The organism is Mycobacterium sp. (genome assembly GCF_035314665.1).
Lineage (GTDB): Bacteria > Actinomycetota > Actinomycetes > Mycobacteriales > Mycobacteriaceae > Mycobacterium.
The window spans coordinates 1-2,954 of sequence record NZ_DATFZD010000079.1 but is presented as its reverse complement, the minus strand read 5'-3'; the positions used below and the strand labels follow the sequence as shown (position 1 = coordinate 2,954).

General features: G+C 64.7%; 3 protein-coding genes, 1 tRNA gene and 1 pseudogene. 2 read left to right on the top strand and 3 right to left on the bottom strand.

Features of this window, described 5'->3' with window-relative positions; genetic code table 11:
* The first annotated feature begins 151 nt into the window (after nt 1–151).
* Nucleotides 152–1,024, top strand: coding sequence for a cyclopropane mycolic acid synthase family methyltransferase (locus VKI00_RS06015; protein ID WP_324436094.1), 873 nt, complete (start codon nt 152–154; stop codon nt 1,022–1,024).
* A gap of 49 nt (nt 1,025–1,073) precedes the next feature.
* Here VKI00_RS06015 and VKI00_RS06010 read toward each other — a convergent pair.
* Nucleotides 1,074–1,163, bottom strand: a tRNA-Ser gene (locus VKI00_RS06010).
* A 64-nt stretch (nt 1,164–1,227) separates the two neighbouring features.
* Entirely contained in the window at nt 1,228–1,761 is a 534-nt protein-coding gene (locus VKI00_RS06005; RefSeq protein ID WP_324436093.1) for a MarR family winged helix-turn-helix transcriptional regulator, read from the bottom strand.
* Between the two features lie 89 nt (nt 1,762–1,850).
* On the opposite strand from VKI00_RS06005, the gene VKI00_RS06000 reads away from it, so the two are divergent.
* Nucleotides 1,851–2,828: an NAD(P)H-quinone oxidoreductase gene (locus VKI00_RS06000; protein ID WP_324436092.1), complete on the top strand. Its 978-nt coding sequence runs from the start codon at nt 1,851–1,853 to the stop codon at nt 2,826–2,828.
* Here VKI00_RS06000 and VKI00_RS05995 read toward each other — a convergent pair.
* Nucleotides 2,825–2,954: pseudogene (locus VKI00_RS05995) on the bottom strand (cysteine desulfurase-like protein); the annotation flags it as partial. The gene VKI00_RS06000 and the pseudogene VKI00_RS05995 overlap by 4 nt on opposite strands.

The window sequence follows — 2,954 nt, the reverse complement described above, 5'->3', positions numbered from 1 at the left end:
AAGTGTCCCGCGATTTCGTTGGCTAGTCCACGCTCGTCTAATATGTCCAACACATGTTTGGCTGTAGTCGGGGGACCAGCAACTTGGCCGTTCGGACCTTGAGCGCCCATGTTTTGTTGCCCGGCGTGGGAATGAGATGGGTAGCTTCTCGATGGCTGGTGAAAAGAGCGGTCTGACACCGGATTACGAAACGTCGCAGTCGATCTACGACCTCAACGACGACTTTTTTGCCCTGTTCCTCGGTCCGACAATGGGCTATACCTGCGCTTATTTCGAGCGCGACGACATGACGCTCGACGAGGCGCAGGTCGCCAAATTCGACTTGGCGTTGGGCAAGCTGAATCTTGAGCCCGGCATGACGTTGCTCGACGTCGGATGCGGGTGGGGCGGCGCGCTGGATCTGGCCCTGCAGAAATACGACGTCAACGTCATCGGCATCACCCTGAGCCGCCACCAGCACCGATACACGACAGAGCGCTTGGCTAAGGTGTCGACGTCACGGAAGGTCGAGGTGCGGCTGCAGGGTTGGGAGGAGTTCGACGAGCCGGTCGACCGCATCGTGAGCATTGGCGCGTTCGAGGCGTTCACGAAGCCTCGCTACCCCTCGTTCTTCGAGACGGCCTACCGTCTGCTGCCCGCCGACGGCCGGATGCTGCTGCACACCATCCTGGGACATCCGCAAAGCTATTTTGCGCCGCACGGGATCGCGATCACGATGAACGATCTAAGGTTCATGCGGTTCATCGGCAAGGAGATCTTCCCCGGTGGCGAGTTGCCCTCGGATGACGACATCGTCGAGTTCGCAACCGCGGCAGGTTTCGGCGTCGAGCGCATCCACCGGCTTCGGCCGCACTACGCGAGGACGCTGGATATGTGGGCGGCCAACCTTGTCGCACGACGCGACCAGGCGATCGCCATCACATCAGAGACCGTGTACGAGCGTTACCTGCGTTATCTCATCGGATGCGCGGATTTCTTCCGCCGCGACATCACCGACATCGGACAATTCACGTTGGTCAAGTAACACACTGGCGGTGGCGGAATGGCGGTGGCGGAGGTGGCGGTGGCGGAGGTGGCGGTGGCGGAGGGATTTGAACCCCCGGACGGTTTTAGCCGTCTCTCGCTTTCAAGGCGAGTGCATTAGGCCGCTCTGCCACGCCACCGCCGACAAGGGTAACGGCTCGGTCTATTGCCCGGCTCCTCGTCGGGCCGTCCCGGCCCGCATCGTCACCGGGCTGCGGCCCCGCCGGCCTGCCCACCGGCCTTGGAAGCCCGGTCGGACAGTCTGAGCGCGGCGCTGATCCGTCGGCAGTTCTCCCCCATCGCGGCGATCTGCGAACGCGACAACTGGCCGAGGAAGTACGTTCGCACACCCTGGGCGTAGGTGACCATGGCCTGCCGCGCGGCCGCCCGGCCGTCGTCGGTGATGGCGGCCACCACCCCCCGCCGGTCATCCGGACTGGCTTCCCGGCGCACCAGCCCTTGCCCCTCCAGACGACGGACCTGGCGGGTCAGCCGGCTCGGCAGCGACGGCAGTGCCTCGGCCAGATCGCCCATCCGGACACAGCCGCTGGGGGCGTTGTCCAAGAGGTCGAGCACGCGGACGTCGAACAGCGACAGCTGGTGCGCATCGGTGAGGCGGCGGTTGAGCGTCGAATACAAGCGCAGGGTCGAGTCCAAGAAGTTCTGCCACGACTTCTGTTCAGCGATATCCAGCCCGGGCATCTCACTGGCTGTCCGGCCCGCAATGAGGGCGGCCATAACGTCATGCTATGCGACACATAGCCTTTGAGAAAGCCTTTGAGAAAGCCTTTGGAACAGCGGTATCCGCAGGTAGTAGCGTGGCGAGCATGCATGCGATCGTCGCTGAATCGGCCGATGAGCTCCTCTGGCAAGAGGTGCCCGATGCGGTGCCGGGCCGCGGCGAAGTGCTGGTCAAAGTCAGCGCCGCCGGCGTCAATCGGGCCGACCTGCTGCAGGCCGCCGGCCTGTACCCACCGCCACCGGGAGCCAGCAAGCTGCTCGGCATGGAGGTCTCCGGAGTGATCGCCGAAGTGGGCGAGGATGCCGGCGACTGGTCACCGGGGCAAGAAGTCTGCGCTTTGCTGGCCGGCGGCGGTTACGCGGAATACGTCGCGGTACCCGCCGGCCAACTCCTGCCGATTCCGGGCGGCATCGACGTGCGGGATGCCGCCGGCCTGCCGGAAGTGGCGTGCACGGTGTGGTCGAATCTTGTGCTGACGGCTCACCTACGCGAGGGCCAGCTGGTTCTGATTCATGGCGGCGCCAGTGGGGTGGGGACTCACGCCATCCAGGTCGCCTGGGCATTGGGTGCCCGAGTCGCCGTCACCGCGGGTTCCGCGGCCAAGCTGGAACTGTGCCGTGAATTGGGCGCCGAAATCACCATCGACTATCACGATGAGGACTTCGTCGCGAAAGTCCATGAGGCAACCGGCGGCGCCGGCGCCGACGTGATCCTGGACATCATGGGCGCTGCGTATTTGGACCGCAACCTCGACGCGCTGGCCAACGACGGTCAGCTGATCGTGATCGGGATGCAGGGTGGCGTCAACGGCGAGCTCAACCTGGGCAAGCTGGTCGCCAAACGATTGCGGGTGATCGGGACCGCCCTGCGCGGCCGACCGGTGACCGGTCCCAGCGGCAAGAGCGCCATCGTCGAAGCGGTGACGACGTCGGTCTGGCCATTGATTGGCAACGGGCGTGTCCGCCCGATCATCGGTGCGCACATCCCGATCCAGCAGGCGGCGGAAGCGCATCGACTGCTGTCGTCGGGGCAGGTGACCGGAAAGATCGTCTTAACCGTCTAGCCCAACGAGGCCAGGGCACGCACCAACTGGTCCACCTCGGCCATCGTCGAGTAGTGCGACAGCCCGACGGTGACCGCGCCGCCGACATCGTTGACCCCGATTACGTCGAGCACTCGCGAGCTGGCG